This window comes from Streptomyces sp. DF42 (genome assembly GCF_058267695.1).
In genome coordinates this window covers 2,364,531-2,378,724 of the sequence record NZ_CM177859.1, presented here as the reverse complement: position 1 = coordinate 2,378,724, position 14,194 = coordinate 2,364,531, and the positions used below count along the sequence as shown (strand labels likewise).

Here is a 14,194-nt window from a genome sequence, read left to right as displayed (position 1 = left end):
CATGCGGCCCGTTTCCAACATCGAACGCACGGTGGCGCCCTTCGAGGTCGTCAGCCCCTACCAGCCGAGCGGCGACCAGCCGACGGCCATCGCCGAGCTGGCCAAACGCATCGAGGCAGGCGAGAAGGACGTCGTCCTCCTCGGCGCGACCGGCACCGGCAAGTCCGCCACCACCGCGTGGATGATCGAGAAGCTCCAGCGCCCCACGCTCGTGATGGCGCCGAACAAGACCCTGGCCGCCCAGCTGGCGAACGAGTTCAGAGAGCTCCTGCCGAACAACGCCGTCGAGTACTTCGTCTCGTACTACGACTACTACCAGCCCGAGGCCTACGTCCCCCAGTCGGACACCTACATCGAGAAGGACTCCTCGATCAACGAGGAGGTCGAGCGCCTGCGCCACTCCGCGACCAACTCGCTGCTCACCCGCCGTGACGTCATCGTGGTCGCCTCGGTCTCCTGCATCTACGGCCTCGGTACCCCGCAGGAGTACGTGGACCGCATGGTCCCCCTCAGGGTCGGCGACGAGATCGACCGGGACCAGCTGCTGCGCCGTTTCGTCGACATCCAGTACACGCGCAACGACCTGGCGTTCACCCGCGGCACCTTCCGCGTCCGCGGCGACACCATCGAGATCTTCCCGGTCTACGAGGAACTCGCCGTCCGCATCGAGATGTTCGGCGACGAGGTCGAGGCCCTCTCCACGCTCCACCCGCTGACCGGCGAGATCATCAGCGACGACCAGCAGCTGTACATCTTCCCGGCCACCCACTACGTAGCGGGCCCCGAGCGACTGGAGCGGGCCGCCAACGACATCGAGAAGGAACTCGGGGAGCGCCTGGCCGAACTGGAGAAGCAGGGCAAGCTCCTGGAGGCCCAGCGCCTGCGGATGCGCACGACGTACGACCTCGAGATGCTCCGCCAGATCGGCTCCTGCTCCGGAGTCGAGAACTACTCGATGCACTTCGACGGCCGTCTGCCCGGCTCCCCGCCGAACACCCTGCTCGACTACTTCCCGGACGACTTCCTGCTCGTCATCGACGAGTCCCATGTCACCGTCCCGCAGATCGGCGCCATGTACGAGGGCGACGCCTCCCGCAAGCGCACCCTCGTCGACCACGGCTTCCGCCTGCCCTCGGCCCTCGACAACCGTCCCCTGAAGTGGGAGGAGTTCCAGGAGCGCATCGGGCAGACGGTCTATCTGTCGGCGACCCCGGGCAAGTACGAACTCTCGCGGGGTGACGGCGCCGTCGAGCAGATCATCCGCCCCACCGGCCTGATCGACCCGGAGGTCGTGGTCAAGCCCACGGAGGGGCAGATCGACGACCTGGTGCACGAGATCCGGACGCGTACCGAGAAGGACGAGCGCGTCCTGGTCACCACCCTCACCAAGAAGATGGCCGAGGACCTCACGGACTACTTCCTGGAGCTCGGCATCCAGGTCCGCTATCTGCACAGTGACGTCGACACCCTGCGCCGCGTCGAGCTGCTGCGCGAACTGCGCTCCGGCGAGTTCGACGTCCTGGTCGGCATCAACCTCCTGCGAGAGGGCCTCGACCTGCCCGAGGTCTCCCTGGTGGCCATCCTCGACGCCGACAAGGAGGGCTTCCTGCGCTCCGGCACGTCCCTGATCCAGACCATCGGCCGCGCGGCGCGCAACGTCTCCGGTCAGGTCCACATGTACGCCGACAAGATCACCCCGGCGATGGAGAAGGCCATCGACGAGACCAACCGCCGCCGGGAGAAGCAGGTCGCGTACAACACGGCGAACGGCATCGACCCCCAGCCCCTCCGCAAGAAGATCAACGACATCGTCGCGCAGATCGCCCGCGAGGACGTCGACACCGAACAGCTGCTCGGCTCCGGCTATCGCAAGCTCAAGGAGGGCAAGGGCGCCAAGGCACCCGTGCCCGCCCTCGGCGGCAAGGCGGCCGGTGGTGCCAAGTCCGCCAAGGGCAAGGCCAAGGAGACGGTCCCGACCGACCGGCCCGCTGCCGAACTCACCGAGCAGATCGAGGAGATGACGGCGCGTATGCGGGCCGCGGCCGCCGACCTCCAGTTCGAGATCGCGGCCCGGCTGCGCGACGAGGTCTCCGAGATGAAGAAGGAACTGCGTCAGATGAGGGAGGCGGGCCTGGCCTGACCTCCCCGGGCTACCGCCGGACTTGGCATACGCGCTCTGTGTTGCAAGACCGACACAAAGTACGGGTCGGGGTACGGCACGGTCAGGGGCCCTGCGTAGGGTTCTGGTCAACCGCGGACTCCGCGGCAACAGGGGACAGTTCGAGAGGGGAATCAGCGCGTGACCGTCAACATGACCAAGGGTCAGGCCATCAGTCTGCAGAAGAACGACGGAGGCAGCCTGACCGCGGTGCGCATGGGTCTCGGCTGGCAGGCGGCTCCCCGGCGTGGCCTGTTCGGCTCGCGCACGCGGGAGATCGACCTGGACGCCTCCGCGGTCCTGTTCGCGGACAAGCAGCCGGTCGACGTCGTCTTCTTCCGCCACCTGGTGAGCGACGACGGCTCCGTGCGCCACACCGGCGACAACCTCGTGGGCGGTGTCGGGCAGGGCGGCGACGACGAGGCGATCCTCGTCGACCTGGCGCGCATCCCGGTCCACATCGACCAGATCGTCTTCACCGTGAACTCCTTCACGGGTCAGACCTTCCAGGAAGTGCAGAACGCGTTCTGCCGTCTGGTCGACGAGACCAACGGCCAGGAGCTGGCCCGCTACACGCTGGCGGGCGGCGGCGCCTACACGGCCCAGATCATGGCGAAGGTGCACCGCTCGGGCCCGGGCTGGACGATGACCGCGCTCGGCACCCCGGCCAACGGCCGCACCTTCCAGGACCTGATGCCGTCGATCCTGCCGCACCTGTAGGGCAATCCCGCCGGGGCCGTCGGAGTACAGGCCCCGGCGGCACACGACACGACGGACCAGCAACACAGGGGGACGAGGGCGATGACGGCCGAGCTGGTGCGGGGGCAGAACCATTCGCTCTCCCAGGCCCGTCTCGAGATCCGGGTCTCGGCCGGCGCACTGGTCGTGGCCTCGGCCACGCTCAGCGACGAGCACGGCAGGGCCAGCGGCGTGGAATGGGTGGCCCACCCGGGTGCCCCCACGCTGCCGGGGCTCGAGGTCTCCAAGCAGGCGGCCGCCGACCACCGTCTCGCGGTGGACCTGGGCGCCATGCCGGAGGCCGTGCACCGCGTCAATGTGCTGCTCGCCCTGCCCACCGGTGGCGGGGGACCGGTCCGCTTCGGCGCCGTGGCGGCCCCGTTCGTCGCGGTCACCGGCCTCGACGGTACCGAGGTCGCCAGTTACACGATCACCGGCCTGGACGCCGAGTCGGCCGTCGTCGCCCTGGAACTCTACCGACGGCAGGGCGCCTGGAAGGTGCGCGCCGTCGGCCAGGGCTACGCGGGCGGCCTCGCCGAACTCTTCGCCGACCAGGGCCTGTCCGAGGCCCACCAGCTCGCGGGCACGATCAACGAGGCGGTGGCTCAGGGCCTGGCCCGCTCGGTGCCGGCACCTCCGCAGCGCACGGCGGACGGCGACCGTACCCGCCAGGCCGCCGCACCGGCGCTCGGCCCCGACCAGGGCGGGCCCGCGCCCCAGGCCACCCCTGGTCTCGCGACCCCGCAGCCCACGTCGCCGTACGGTCCACAGGGCACGCAGTCCGGATATCCCGCCGACCCTTCCGCGGCCACCGAGCCGTCCGTTCCCCATGTCGGCAGCCCGGTCAACTACAGCCACCCCGGGCGGCAGAACGCCGCACCGCCTCCGCCTCCGCCGACCGCGCCTCAGGCTCCGCCCGGGCAGCCCGCGCAGCCCGTCGCGGGCGACGCCACTGGCTGGTCGATGGACGAGCGGCTGTACAACCAGGTGTGGGGCATGTTCGAGGACCTGGCCCGGACCACGGCCGCGTACCGCAGCGCCGTCGACTTCGCCGACTCACGCATGGAGAAGGAGCTCGACCAGGCCCTGTCAGACCCTCGCAGCAGGATCGGTGGACAGGGTGACGCCGCCCGCGAGGCGGCCCGGGCCAAGCACGCGCAACTCGTCGACCAGGCCCGCCAGGCCCTCGACCGGGACCTCGCCCAGCTGGCCGCCGAGTCCGATGTCGTCGAGCCCGCGCTGCCTCCCGCGTACGCACGCTGGGACAACCCCGTCTGGCACGCATACCGGGTGCCGATGGAGATCCCCATGGCCCTGCGCCTGGGTGACCTGTACCTGCCCGAGAGCGAGCTGCTGCGCATCCCCATGCTGGTCCGCCTGCCGCTCGAACGCGGTTTGTGGATCGACAGCGGAAGCGCCGGATCACTCGACGAGTCGTACGCGGACGCCCACGCACTGGGGCGCCTCGCGATGGACACGGCGGTGGCGCTGGCGGCCCGGCTGCTCGCGGTCTACCCGGCCGGCGAGTTCGCCGTGCACGTCATCGACCCGGCCGGCTCCGGGGCTCAGGCGCTCGCGCCGCTGGTGCAGACCGGCCTGCTCGCCTCACCACCTGCCCCGGGCGCGGCAGGGGTGTCGGACGTCCTGACCCGGCTCACCCAGCGCGTCGACCTGGTGCAGATGGCGGTGCGCGGTGGTGCGGCAGACTCGCTGCCGCCGGGGTTCGACACCGCCGAGCAGCTCCTGATCGTCAACGACTTCCCGCACGGCTTCGACGACCGTGCTGTGACCCAGCTGCGCTACCTCGCGGATGAGGGTCCGGCCGTCGGTGTCCACCTGATGATGGTCGCGGACCGCGAGGAGGCCGCCGGATACGGGCCTTTGCTCGACCCCCTGTGGCGTTCGCTGCTGCGACTCACACCGCTGCCCGACGACCACCTCGCCGACCCGTGGGTCGGCCATGCCTGGACATACGAGCCGGCGCTCGTGCCGCCCGGCAGCCAGGTGCTCCAGCACGTGCTCGGTCAGATCGCACAGGGCCGAACCAAGTACATGTAAAGCTCTTTGACCAGCTGCTTTGGTCTTTCCTTTACCAAATACTTTACCTTTCCTTGGTGATTGAGGTACTGTTTTCCTCACGGAGGGGAGTACTCCCTGTCTGCTGCGGCGCACCCGTCAGTACGGATCAACCAGATCCCGGGGCGTCGGCCCAGGGCCCGTGCCTGGGTGGAAGAGACCTCCGGTAGCGACGACGCCGACATTTGCCGTTACGTACTGCCGGAGGCGCAGTGAATGTTTCCCCGACCCTGTGGGTCCTGACCATCGTGGGCCTTGCCGCCCTCATCGCGGTCGACTTCTTCATCGGCCGAAAGCCGCACGACGTCTCGATCAAGGAAGCCGGGATCTGGACGGTCGTCTGGATCGCCCTCGCCGGGCTCTTCGGGCTCGGCCTGCTCGTCTTCGGAGGCGGCCAGGCGGGCGGTGAGTTCTTCGCGGGCTTCATCACCGAGAAGTCGCTGAGCGTCGACAACCTCTTCGTGTTCGTGCTGATCATGGCGAAGTTCGCCGTGCCGTCCCAGTACCAGCAGCGGGTCCTGCTCGTCGGTGTCCTCATAGCCCTGGTACTCCGAGCGATCTTCATCGCCGCCGGAGCGGCGATCCTCGCCAGCTTCGCCTGGGTCTTCTACCTCTTCGGCGCCTTCCTGATCTGGACGGCCTGGAAGCTCATCCAGGAAGCCAGGGTCGACGAGGAGGACGAGGAGTTCGAGGAGAACAAGCTGCTCAAGGCCGTCGAGCGCCGCTTCGGCGTCGCCGACCGCTACCACGGCACCAAGCTGTGGATCGCGCAGAACGGCAAGCGGGTCATGACGCCGATGCTGGTCGTGATGCTCGCGATCGGCACCACCGACGTCCTGTTCGCGCTCGACTCGATCCCCGCGATCTTCGGTCTGACCCAGGACCCCTACATCGTGTTCACGGCGAACGCGTTCGCGCTGATGGGCCTCAGGCAGCTGTACTTCCTCATCGGCGGACTGCTGAAGAAGCTGGTCCACCTCAGTTACGGTCTGTCGATCATCCTGGGCTTCATCGGCGTCAAGCTGGTACTGCACGCGCTGCACGAGTCGGGGGTCCACGTCCCCGCGATCAGCATCCCGTTCTCTCTCGGCTTCATCGTGCTCGTCCTGGCGATCACCACGATCACCAGCCTCAGGGCGTCCAAGAAGCGGGCGGCGGCCGAGGCGGCGCAGACGGAGAGCGAAGGCGCTCCGAAGGACAGCATCCAGGCCTGACCACGACCGACGTAGGGACAATCACCGCCGGGAGCGGTGCGCGGCGAATTGCCGACCACCGCTCCCCGTGCTTCGTTGGGTGCTGGGCGCTCCCCCCGGGAGAGCCATGGCCGGTGGAGGCACCGTGGACGCACCGATGAAGTTCGTTCAGATCGTCGACTTCGAGACCGACCGCATCGAGGAGGTGCGGACCCTGTCCGAGGAGATGGAGAAGAAGTTCGCCGGCCGCAGTGGCGGCCCGACGCACCGTCTCGTCCTGCACGACCGCAACAACCCGGGCCGCTATCTCGTCGTGATCGAGTTCAACTCGTACGAGGAGGCCATGCGCAACAGCAACGATCCCGAGACGACGAAGATGGCCGAGCAGATGGCCGCGTTGTGTACCAGGCCGCCGTCCTTCACGGACTGCGACGTGGTGGACATGACAGAGCTCCAGTGATGCCCACGGGCCCCGATCCGCCGGAGTGCGGGGCCTGTTCGCCTCTGCGACGATCACTCCATGATCGCTCGGCTGAGGTCGCTCACGACACAGTGGACGTCCATCGTGCCGGCGCTCGCGGTCGTCCTGCTGGCCCTCACCTGGGGGCGTGACCTGCCAGGCGCGGTCGTCGCCCCGGTGACACTCGTCCTCGCGGGCGCGGTGCCGGCGGCCGTCCATCATGCCGAGGTGGTCGCCCACCGGGTCGGCGAACCCTTCGGCTCCCTCGTGCTCGCCATCGCCGTCACGGTCATCGAGGTCGCCCTGATCGTCACCCTCATGGTGGACGGCGGCGACAAGAGCTCGACCCTGGCCCGGGACACCGTCTTCGCAGCCGTGATGATCACCTGCAACGGCATCGTCGGCATCTGCCTCCTCGTCGCCTCACTCCGGCACGGCCTGGCGGTCTTCAACCCCGAGGGCACCGGCGCCGCCCTCGCGACCGTCGCCACCCTGGCCACGCTCAGCCTGGTGCTGCCGACGTTCACCACGAGCAAGCCGGGCCCGGAGTTCTCGGGTGTACAGCTCACCTTCGCCGCGATCTCCTCGCTGATCCTCTACGGCCTGTTCGTCGCGACCCAGACCGTGCGGCATCGCGACTACTTCCTGCCCATCACCCGTCAGGGCGAGGTGATCACGGCGGACGACCACGCCGACGCGCCGTCCGCCCGCACCGCCTGGACCAGTCTCGGGCTGCTCGGCCTCGCGCTGATCGGCGTGGTCGGGCTGGCCAAGGGAGTGTCGCCGACCATCGAGTCCGGGGTGGAGGACGCCGGACTGCACCACGCCGTCGTCGGCGTGATCATCGCCCTGCTGGTACTGCTCCCTGAGACCATCGCCGCCCTGCGCTCCGCACGCCGGGACCGGGTGCAGACCAGCCTGAACCTCGCCCTCGGCTCCGCGATGGCCAGCATCGGCCTGACCGTCCCCGCGGTGGCCCTGGCGTCCATCTGGATCTCCGGCCCGCTCGTCCTCGGCCTCGGCTCCACAGACATGGTGCTGCTCGCACTGACCGTGGTGGTCAGCTCCCTGACCGTGGTGCCGGGCCGGGCCACGCCGCTGCAGGGAGGCGTCCATCTGGTGCTGTTCGCCGCCTACTTGGAGCTGGCGATCAATCCATGACCGGCTTCGCGACCGCCACCGGCACCGGTCGTGTCTCGGGGAGCAGCGCGAAGCAGCCCAGGCTCAGCAGCGCGATCGCCGTCAGATACGCGCCCACGCCCCACGGCACCCGGCCCCCGTGCTCGGCGAGAGCCGTCGCCGCGATCGGCGTGAGCGCACCTCCGAGCACCCCGCCGAGGTTGTAGCCGACCGCCGCTCCCGTGCAGCGCACCCGCGGCTCGTACAACTCGGGCAGATACGCGGCGATGACCCCGAACATCGTGATGAACGCGATCAGCGCGCCCAGGAAGCCCGTGAACATCAGCAGCGGCTCACCGGTCGCGAGGAGCGCGACCGTGGGAAACATCCACAGGACGGCGGCGGTGCACCCGGCCAGGCACATGGGGCGCCGTCCGTAGCGGTCCCCGAGCAGCGCGGCGACCGGCGTGAGCGCGCCCTTCACCACCACCGCGCCCATGATGCAGGTCAGCATGACGGTACGGCTCACTCCGAGTCGCTCCGTCCCGTACGCGAGGGACCAGGTCGTCACGGAGTAGAAGATCGCGTAGCCGACCGAGAGCGCCCCGGCCGTCAGCAGGACGAGCCGCCAGTGCTCGCGCACGACCTCCACGAGCGGCACGCGCGCGTGGTCGTCGATATCCAGGAAGCTGGGACTCTCGGTGAGTGAGGACCGCAGCCACAGCCCCACCGCGGCCGGCACCCCCGCCGCCCAGAACGGCACACGCCAACCCCACTGGGCGAACTGCGCCTCGGGCAGCGTCGCCGACAGTGCCAACACGACACCGTTGGCGAGCAGAAACCCGAGGGCGGGTCCGACCTGCGGGAAGCTCGACCACAGTGCGCGCCGTTCGGCGGGCGCGTGCTCAGCGGTGAGCAGCACGGCCCCGCCCCACTCCCCACCGAGCCCCAGCCCCTGCAGGAAACGCAGCACGAGCAGCAGCAACGGCGCGGCCACACCGATCGACTCGTACGTCGGCACACAGCCGACCGCGACCGTGGAGGCACCGGTCAGCAGCAGCGAGCCGACGAGGACAGGCCGGCGTCCGCGCCGGTCGCCGATGTGCCCGAAGAGCACCGAACCCAGGGGGCGCGCCACGAATCCCACACCGAACGTGGCAAAGGCGGCGAGCGTCCCCGCCACCGGCGAGAACGCAGGGAAGAACAGGGGCCCCAGGAACAGCGCCGCTGCGGTCCCGTAGACGAAGAAGTCGTAGAACTCGATGGCCGTCCCGGCGAGCGAGGCGGCTGCGAGCCGCAGCATGGAGGGTTTCGTTACGGTGCGTACGTCGTGCATGCTGCGTCAACTACCCACGGTGATCGCGGGTTACGGGGGCGCGCGGGTGCGCGTGGGCAGCCTCAGTACGTGAGGGCGATGCGCCGGGAGGATACGGGCCGGTCCACCGTCGATACACCGTGATAAACCGGTCCGAGCAGCGGTCCTTCGCCGGATCGCCCCACCCCGACCGGACCGGAGGAACCGTGCCCCGCACCCTGGCCAACGCCCCGATCATGATTCTCAACGGGCCCAACCTGAACCTGCTCGGCCAGCGCCAGCCGGAGATCTACGGCAAGGACACCCTCGCCGACGTCGAGGCCCTGTGCGCCAAGGCGGCGGCCGCGCACGGCGGCACGGTGGACTTCCGTCAGTCCAACCACGAGGGCGAGTTGGTCGACTGGATCCACGAGGCGCGGCTCCATCACTGCGGGATCGTCATCAATCCCGGCGCCTACTCCCACACGTCGGTCGCGATTCTGGACGCGCTCAACACCTGTGACGGGCTGCCCGTGTTGGAGGTGCACATCTCCAACATCCACCAGCGCGAGTCGTTCCGGCACCATTCGTATGTCTCGCTCCGTGCCGACGGCGTCATCGCCGGGTGCGGTGTGCAGGGTTACGTTTTCGGCGTGGAGCGCGTCGCGGCGCTGGCGGGGGCGGCTCAGGCCGACGCGTAAGCCCCGGCGTCCCGGAGCGCGCCCCTTACAGCCGCCCCGCCTCCACGATCCGCCGCAGGAACCGCTGTGTGCGCTCCTGCTGCGGATCGCCGAAGATCTGCGCGGCGGTTCCGCGCTCCAGGACCACGCCTCCGTCCAGAAAACAAACCTGGTCGGCGACGTCCCGGGCGAAGCCCATCTCGTGCGTGGCCAGCACCATGGTCATGCCGTCGTCCTTGAGGTCACGTACGACGGCGAGGACCTCACCGACGAGCTCCGGGTCGAGGGCCGCTGTGATCTCGTCGAACAGCAGCAGTCGGGGCCGTACCGCGAGAGCACGCACGATCGCCACACGCTGCTGCTGACCGCCGCTGAGCCGGTCCGGGAACTCGCCCGCCTTCCCGGCAAGGCCGAGCCGCTCCAGGAGCTCCCGGGCGCGCTCCTCGGCCTCCGAGCGGGAGGCGCCGTGCACGCGCCGCGGGGCGAGGGTGATGTTGTCCAGGACGGTCATGTGCGGAAAGAGGTTGTACGCCTGGAAGACGACGCCGATACGACGGCGTACCGCGTCCTGGTCGACGCGCGGATCGGTGATCTCCTCGCCGTCCAGCCAGATCGCGCCGTCGTCGATCTCCTCCAGGAGGTTGGCGCACCGCAGCAGCGTCGACTTCCCGGAACCCGAGGCGCCGATCAGCGCGGTCACCGTGTGCGGGGCGACCTCCAGGTCGACGTCCCGCAGGACGACCGAGTCGCCGAAGGTCTTGCGCACGGACTCCATGCGCAGCACGGGCGCGTCGCTCATATCGATCCTCCCTGGGCCCGCCGACGGTCCATCCGGGCCGTCACCCAGTCCGTGAAGCGGGTCATCGGGATGGTCAACGCCACGAAGACCAGGCCGGCGACGATGTACGGCGTGTAGTTGAGGCTGCGCCCCACGATGATGTCCGCGGCCCGTACGGCGTCGATGGCACCGCCGATCGACACGAGACCGGTGTCCTTCTGCAGCGACACCAGGTCGTTGAGCAGGGGCGGCACCTGGCGGCGCACGGCCTGCGGCAGGACGACGTGCCGCAGCGCCTGCCGGTTGGTGAGGCCGAGCGAGCGGGCCGCCGCGCGCTGCGAAGGGTGCACGGACTCGATGCCGGCGCGGAACACCTCGGCCACGTACGCCGAGTACGTGAGCGTGAGCGCCGTACCGCCGAGAAGCACCGGGTCGACGGTCACACCCTGCAGGCGCAGCGCGGGGACGCCCAGGACCACGATCATCAGGTTGATGATCAGCGGCAGCCCGCGGAAGAAGTCGGTGTACGCGGCAGCCAGGAACCTGAGGGGGAAGAACACGGGCCCGCGCAGCGTGCGCGCGATGGCGATCAGCATGCCGAGGACCAGCACCGCCACACCGCAGATCAGCAGCAGCCGGACGTTCAGCCACAGCCCTTCGAGGACCTTGGGGACCGCCTCGCGCGCGTACTGCCAGTCGAAGAACGTCTCCTTGGTGCGCGGCCAGCCGGGCGCGTTGACGACGATCAGGTAGAGGACGATGCCTGTGACGAGGGTCGAGAGCGCCGCGAGAGCCGTCGCGCGGCGGGCACGCGCGCGTTTGAAGGCCTCGCGCTCGATCCGCCGCTGCGACGGGACGTAGCCGTCGCCCCCGCCGTGCATGTCACCCTTGTCGGCCGCGCCGTCGCGGCCGGACTCCTCCTTCGCGACCGTCACTTGAGGACCGGGGCGTCGACGGCGTCGGAGAGCCACTGCTTCTCGATCTTCGCGAGCGTGCCGTCCTTGCGCAGGGCGTCCACGGCGCTCGTGACGCACGAGGTGAGCGCGCTGCCCTTGTCGAGCACGAGCCCGAACTGCTCCGGCGTACCGCCCTGGTTCTCGAACTGCCCGACGATCTTCGCGTCCGTCACTTCGGCAGCGGTGATGTAGAAGGCGGTCGGCAGGTCGACGACGATGGCGTCCACCTGGCCGTTCTTCAGCGCGGACTTGGCCTGGTCGTTCTTGGCGTAGACCGCGGCCTCCTGCTTCGGCTTCACCACGTCGGTGATGTAGTCGAGGCTGGTGGTGCCGACCTGGGCGCCCAGTTTGAGGCCCTTCAGATCGGCGATGCCGGACGCCTTCGCGGCCTTCGAGCCCTTCAGGGCGATCACGGCCTGGCGCACGTCGTAGTAGCCGGACGAGAAGTCGACGGCCTTCTTGCGCTCGGCACTGATCGACACCTGGTTGATGTCGAAGTCGAAGGTCTTCACACCGGGCGCGAAGGCCTTGTTGAAGGGCACGCTCTGCCAGACGACGGCGCTCTTGTCGTAGCCGAGCCGCTGTGCCACGGCGTAGGCGACGGCCGACTCGTAGCCCTTGCCGTTGGCGGGCTTGCCGTCCTTGAACCACGGCTCGTACGCGGGCTCGTCGGTGGCGATCGTCAGCTTGCCGGACGTCTGGGTGGCCAACTTGCCCTTGGCGCAGGTGTTCCCGGCCGCCCCGGACGGCGTGGCCGCCGCCTTCTCCTCCGGCTGCGGGGCACAGCCGACGGCTGTGGCAAGCAGGGCGATGGTTGCCGTGGCGACGGCGCGGCGCAGTGCGCGAGGGGCGAGGTGCATGGCGGGAGATTGGCAGTACGACGGCCCGTTTGTCGAGGTCACGACCACAATTGTCCGCATGGTGGGAACGGGTGTTGCAGTCCTGTGAACAGTTTCCGGCCAGGGAACGCGCCGGGGCCGCCGGTCGAGGGCGGGGATCGAAAGACCGGCGGCCCGTACCGCGCAGGAGCCGTCATCCTGTGCGGGGCTGTTTCCAGTTGACTGCGCAACAAGGTGCGCCGGGAGCGTGCACTTGGCTCCGGCGTGTGTGAACGGTTCACACGGGGCGCGTGCGGTGAACTACGCGCGGCGCGCAGGCAACTCCTGCGCGCCCCCGCCCGACGGTGTTCACCACCCGCGCGCGTGCCACTCCGACAGATGCGGTCGTTCCGCGCCCAGGGTCGTGTCGTTGCCGTGTCCCGGGTAGACCCACGTCTCGTCCGGGAGCGCACCGAAGATCTTCGTCTCGACGTCGCGCATCAGACTGGCGAACGCCTTCGGATCCTTACGGGTGTTGCCGACACCCCCGGGGAAGAGGCAGTCCCCGGTGAACACATGAGGGTGCCCGTGCGGGTCGTCGTACACAAGGGCGATCGAGCCCGGCGTGTGCCCGACCAGGTGGCGCGCGGTCAGCTCCACGCGCCCCACCCGGATCGTGTCGCCGTCATCGACGAGGACGTCGGTCGGCACGGGGATGCCGGTGGCGTCGTCCCGCCCCGCGTACGTGCGGGCGCCGGTGGCCGTGACCACCCGGGCGAGCGCCTGCCAGTGGTCGCCGTGCTGATGCGTGGTGACGACGGAGGCGATGCCGTCGTCACCGATCATGCCGAGCAGCGTGTCCGCGTCGTTGGCGGCGTCGATCAGCAGCTGCTCATCGGTGGCCCGGCAGCGCAGCAGATAGGCGTTGTTGTCCATCGGGCCGACCGCGATCTTGGTGATCATCAGGTCCTTCAGCTCGTGCACGTCCGCCGGGCCGCCGACCGTCACCTGTCCGCTGTACGTCATGACGGCCAGCTTATAGCGGGGGAGCGCACCCCGGCCCCCGCCATCGGAGGCGAGGTCACAGCGGGGGAAGCGCCGGCAGCGAGCCGCCCTCCACGGTCAGCCCGGAGCCGTCACGGCGTCCGGCGAGCCAGCCGAGCAGTTCGGGCGCCGGGCCTGAGACGGTGACCTCCGGCTCCCTCGCCTCCCGGCCCGTCCGCCACGCGCGCGTGCCGTCCGTCAGGCGCGCGGCCGTCACCTCGGGGTGCCCCGAGAAGCGCTCGGCGAGGAAGTCGATCTCCCGCTGCGAGAACTCCTTCGGCAGATCCTCCAGCTCGTATCCGATGCCGAGGTCCACGTGGTGCAGCTCGACCTCGGCCCATCGGCGGAACGGCACCCTGGACGCCGAGTCGGTGACCCCGTTGCGCAGCTCCACCGTGCGCGACCAGTCCGCGGGCGCGGCTCCCGTCTCCTGGAAGCGGGCCGCGCTGTCGCGCAGGTCGGCGAGCTGGACGTCGATCGGGCGCGGGGCGTCCCGCTCGATGTCGGCGTCGCGGGCGTCCCCGGAGGCGTACATGGGGCGACCCCGGAGGACGTTCGCGAGGGCGTCCGCGTTGCGGGCGAGGTGGGCGAGGACGTGGCCGCGGGTCCAGCCGGGGAGCCGTGACGCTCCGGCCGCCGAGGCGTTGTCCAGTTCGGCGGCTGCGGTGAGCAGCCGGTCCGTCGCGTCACGTACAGACGCCAGGTCATGACCGTGATCAATCATGGTGCTGACCCTAGCCCCGCCACACCTTTGGGTGAAGGTGGTGAAGCCGTGCCGTAAATCGAATGCGCGTGCCATATGGTCGGAGGTGGCGTCGGGCATGCTGGATGGTCGGGGATTGTTATGCAACCCGGAATCCGACCGGCGTTGTCAGTGGCT

The 14,194-nt window shown here is 69.5% G+C and carries 13 protein-coding genes; 7 read left to right on the top strand and 6 right to left on the bottom strand.

Features of this window, described 5'->3' with window-relative positions; translation table 11 throughout:
* The first annotated feature begins 1 nt into the window (after position 1).
* The 6 genes from uvrB (at position 2) to ACYUED_RS10820 (ending at position 7,786) form a co-directional block, all read left to right on the top strand.
* Complete coding sequence (gene uvrB / locus ACYUED_RS10845; RefSeq protein ID WP_491292063.1) at positions 2-2,140, top strand: excinuclease ABC subunit UvrB; 2,139 nt, start codon at positions 2-4, stop codon at positions 2,138-2,140.
* 159 nt (positions 2,141-2,299) lie between these two features.
* Positions 2,300-2,878 carry a TerD family protein gene (locus ACYUED_RS10840; RefSeq protein WP_232648053.1) on the top strand — a complete coding sequence of 193 codons (579 nt, stop codon included), beginning with the start codon at positions 2,300-2,302 and terminating at the stop codon, positions 2,876-2,878.
* 81 nt (positions 2,879-2,959) lie between these two features.
* Positions 2,960-4,954 carry a TerD family protein gene (locus ACYUED_RS10835; protein ID WP_491292062.1) on the top strand — a complete coding sequence of 665 codons (1,995 nt, stop codon included), beginning with the start codon at positions 2,960-2,962 and terminating at the stop codon, positions 4,952-4,954.
* A 230-nt stretch (positions 4,955-5,184) separates the two neighbouring features.
* Positions 5,185-6,186 carry a TerC/Alx family metal homeostasis membrane protein gene (locus ACYUED_RS10830; protein ID WP_491292061.1) on the top strand — a complete coding sequence of 334 codons (1,002 nt, stop codon included), beginning with the start codon at positions 5,185-5,187 and terminating at the stop codon, positions 6,184-6,186.
* A gap of 136 nt (positions 6,187-6,322) precedes the next feature.
* Positions 6,323-6,625 carry a DUF1330 domain-containing protein gene (locus tag ACYUED_RS10825; protein ID WP_491292060.1) on the top strand — a complete coding sequence of 101 codons (303 nt, stop codon included), beginning with the start codon at positions 6,323-6,325 and terminating at the stop codon, positions 6,623-6,625.
* A gap of 60 nt (positions 6,626-6,685) precedes the next feature.
* Entirely contained in the window at positions 6,686-7,786 is a 1,101-nt protein-coding gene (locus tag ACYUED_RS10820) for a calcium:cation antiporter (RefSeq protein WP_491292059.1), read from the top strand.
* On the opposite strand, the gene ACYUED_RS10815 is transcribed toward ACYUED_RS10820, so the two are convergent.
* The gene (locus ACYUED_RS10815) at positions 7,776-9,047 is read right to left on the bottom strand and encodes an MFS transporter (RefSeq protein ID WP_491292058.1); all 1,272 of its coding nucleotides are present in this window, start codon (positions 9,045-9,047) and stop codon (positions 7,776-7,778) included. The two genes, ACYUED_RS10820 and ACYUED_RS10815, sit on opposite strands and share 11 nt — an antisense overlap.
* 218 nt (positions 9,048-9,265) lie before the next feature.
* Here ACYUED_RS10815 and aroQ point away from each other — a divergent pair, with 218 nt between their 5' ends.
* The gene (gene aroQ, locus ACYUED_RS10810) at positions 9,266-9,739 is read left to right on the top strand and encodes a type II 3-dehydroquinate dehydratase (protein WP_491292057.1); all 474 of its coding nucleotides are present in this window, start codon (positions 9,266-9,268) and stop codon (positions 9,737-9,739) included.
* Between the two features lie 25 nt (positions 9,740-9,764).
* On the opposite strand, the gene ACYUED_RS10805 is transcribed toward aroQ, so the two are convergent.
* From ACYUED_RS10805 to ACYUED_RS10785, 5 genes are all read right to left on the bottom strand, one after another.
* Entirely contained in the window at positions 9,765-10,517 is a 753-nt protein-coding gene (locus tag ACYUED_RS10805; RefSeq protein ID WP_491292056.1) for an amino acid ABC transporter ATP-binding protein, read from the bottom strand.
* Positions 10,514-11,431, bottom strand: coding sequence for an amino acid ABC transporter permease (locus ACYUED_RS10800; RefSeq protein WP_491292055.1), 918 nt, complete (start codon positions 11,429-11,431; stop codon positions 10,514-10,516). Before ACYUED_RS10800 ends, ACYUED_RS10805 begins: the two co-directional genes overlap by 4 nt.
* Complete coding sequence (locus ACYUED_RS10795; protein WP_491292054.1) at positions 11,428-12,312, bottom strand: ABC transporter substrate-binding protein; 885 nt, start codon at positions 12,310-12,312, stop codon at positions 11,428-11,430. Before ACYUED_RS10795 ends, ACYUED_RS10800 begins: the two co-directional genes overlap by 4 nt.
* Before the next feature lie 327 nt (positions 12,313-12,639).
* Positions 12,640-13,296, bottom strand: coding sequence for an MBL fold metallo-hydrolase (locus ACYUED_RS10790; RefSeq protein ID WP_491292053.1), 657 nt, complete (start codon positions 13,294-13,296; stop codon positions 12,640-12,642).
* Positions 13,297-13,351: 55 nt separating this feature from the next.
* Positions 13,352-14,038: a maleylpyruvate isomerase family mycothiol-dependent enzyme gene (locus tag ACYUED_RS10785; RefSeq protein WP_491292052.1), complete on the bottom strand. Its 687-nt coding sequence runs from the start codon at positions 14,036-14,038 to the stop codon at positions 13,352-13,354.
* Positions 14,039-14,194: the final 156 nt, after the last annotated feature.

Coding starts and splice junctions, on each gene's coding strand:
- uvrB (WP_491292063.1), top strand. CDS start 2: ATGCGGCCCGTTTCCAACATCGAACGCACGGTGGCGCCCTTCGAGGTC.
- ACYUED_RS10835 (WP_491292062.1), top strand. CDS start 2,960: ATGACGGCCGAGCTGGTGCGGGGGCAGAACCATTCGCTCTCCCAGGCC.
- ACYUED_RS10825 (WP_491292060.1), top strand. CDS start 6,323: ATGAAGTTCGTTCAGATCGTCGACTTCGAGACCGACCGCATCGAGGAG.
- ACYUED_RS10820 (WP_491292059.1), top strand. CDS start 6,686: ATGATCGCTCGGCTGAGGTCGCTCACGACACAGTGGACGTCCATCGTG.
- ACYUED_RS10815 (WP_491292058.1), bottom strand. CDS start 9,047: ATGCTGCGGCTCGCAGCCGCCTCGCTCGCCGGGACGGCCATCGAGTTC.
- ACYUED_RS10805 (WP_491292056.1), bottom strand. CDS start 10,517: ATGAGCGACGCGCCCGTGCTGCGCATGGAGTCCGTGCGCAAGACCTTC.
- ACYUED_RS10795 (WP_491292054.1), bottom strand. CDS start 12,312: ATGCACCTCGCCCCTCGCGCACTGCGCCGCGCCGTCGCCACGGCAACC.
- ACYUED_RS10790 (WP_491292053.1), bottom strand. CDS start 13,296: ATGACGTACAGCGGACAGGTGACGGTCGGCGGCCCGGCGGACGTGCAC.
- ACYUED_RS10785 (WP_491292052.1), bottom strand. CDS start 14,038: ATGATTGATCACGGTCATGACCTGGCGTCTGTACGTGACGCGACGGAC.